The organism is Pseudonocardia pini, from assembly GCF_013870575.1.
Taxonomy (GTDB): domain Bacteria; phylum Actinomycetota; class Actinomycetes; order Mycobacteriales; family Pseudonocardiaceae; genus Pseudonocardia; species Pseudonocardia pini.
The window spans coordinates 1-1,462 of the sequence record NZ_JACBXB010001063.1; the positions used below are offsets into that span (position 1 = coordinate 1).

Annotated in this window: 1 protein-coding gene and 2 pseudogenes; 2 read left to right on the forward strand and 1 reads right to left on the reverse strand. The window is 74.6% G+C overall.

The window, feature by feature from the left end; translation table 11 throughout:
• Both H5J29_RS32500 and H5J29_RS32505 read left to right on the forward strand, forming a co-directional pair.
• Nucleotides 1–248 (forward strand): annotated as a pseudogene (locus H5J29_RS32500) (hypothetical protein); the annotation flags it as partial.
• Nucleotides 249–306: 58 nt separating this feature from the next.
• Nucleotides 307–1,167 (forward strand): SGNH/GDSL hydrolase family protein, encoded by an 861-nt coding sequence (locus tag H5J29_RS32505; protein ID WP_312858505.1) that lies wholly within the window; start codon nucleotides 307–309, stop codon nucleotides 1,165–1,167.
• Between the two features lie 34 nt (nucleotides 1,168–1,201).
• Here the strand turns inward: H5J29_RS32505 and H5J29_RS32510 are convergent.
• A pseudogene (locus H5J29_RS32510) lies at nucleotides 1,202–1,462 on the reverse strand (bifunctional 3'-5' exonuclease/DNA polymerase); the annotation flags it as partial.

The following is a 1,462-nucleotide window of genomic DNA, read 5'->3' on the forward strand; positions in this document are numbered from 1 at the left end:
GCGCCGTGTTCGCGCAGACCGTCTACGCGGGGTGCCCGGAGCACGAGTGGGCGTTCCTGTGTGGACTGTCGACACCGCTCGACGACCCCGGTGCCCGCGCCGCGGACCGGCTGGCGGACCTCCCGTACACCCCGCAGACGCTGGACGCGGCGGACCTGCGGGCCCGCACGGTGGCGCCGCTCGCCCTGCGCCGCACCGCATCACCCACCCGGATGGAAACGCGACCGGGAGCCCAGCCGCGTCGTTAGTGTCCCGGTGGCGCAGCCCCGCGCGCCGACCGATCCGTTGCTCCCCGGAAGGCCGCACGTGCGTCGTCTGTTCCTCACCGCTGTCCTGGTCACGCTCCTCACCGGCTCGGCCGCGGGGGTGGCCCAGGCGCAGGAGCCCGGGCGGTACGTCGCGCTCGGGGACTCCTACAGCGCGGGCCCGCTGGTCCCGCCGCAGCAGGGACAGCCCGTCGGGTGCCTGCGGTCCGGGTCGAACTTCCCGTCGGTCGTCGCCGCGGGGATCGGGGCCACGGAGTTCGTGGACGTCTCGTGCAGCGGCGCCACCACGGACGACCTCACCGCACCGCAGAAGGTCACCCTGGGTGCGAACCCGGCCCAGCTCGACGCGCTGACCGGTACCGAGGACCTCGTCACGCTGACCATCGGGGGCAACGACGTCGGGTTCGCGGACATCATCGGCCGCTGCGCGCTGACCTCGCCGACCGACCCGCTTGGGGCGGGTTGCAAGGCGTCCTACGGGTCCACGCTCGACCAGCGGATCGCCGCGGCGGGGGAGAAGGTGGCCACCGCGCTCCAGGCGATCGCGGAGCGCTCGCCGAACGCGACCGTCGCGCTGGTGGGCTACCCCGCCCTGCTCCCCGACGAGGGCCCCGGCTGCTTCCCGGTCGTCCCGTTCAGCCCCGGCGACGTCGCGTGGCTGCGCGGGGTGGAGAAGGACCTCAACGCCACGCTGGAGGCGCAGGCCGCCGCCACGGGTGCCACCTACGTGGACACCTACACCCCGACGATCGGGCACGACATGTGCCAGGTCCCCGGCGTCAAGTGGATCGAGGGCCTGATCCCGACCGCCCCCGCCGCGCCGGTGCACCCGAACGCCCTGGGCATGAAGGCGATGGGCGCCGCGGTGCTCGAGGCGCTCGGCGTCGGCGTCTCCGCCTGAGCCGCGCCGCGGCTTCGCCGAGCCACGTGTCCGCTCACTTGTCCGCGTAGGACTGCACGATCTCGGCGGGCATCGGGACCCGGACCGGGGTGTCGCCGAACAGTGCGCGGGTGGCGGTGTCCGAGGCCGCCTGCACCAGGTCGGCGGCCTGCGCGGCGGCGGCCTCGGGGGAGTGCAGCAGCACCTCGTCGTGCTGGAAGAACACCAGGCGGGCGGGGTTGCCCGCGCGGTGCAGCGCGCCCCGGAGCTCGGCCAGCATGATCAGCGCCCACTCCGCCGCGGTGCTTTGCACCAC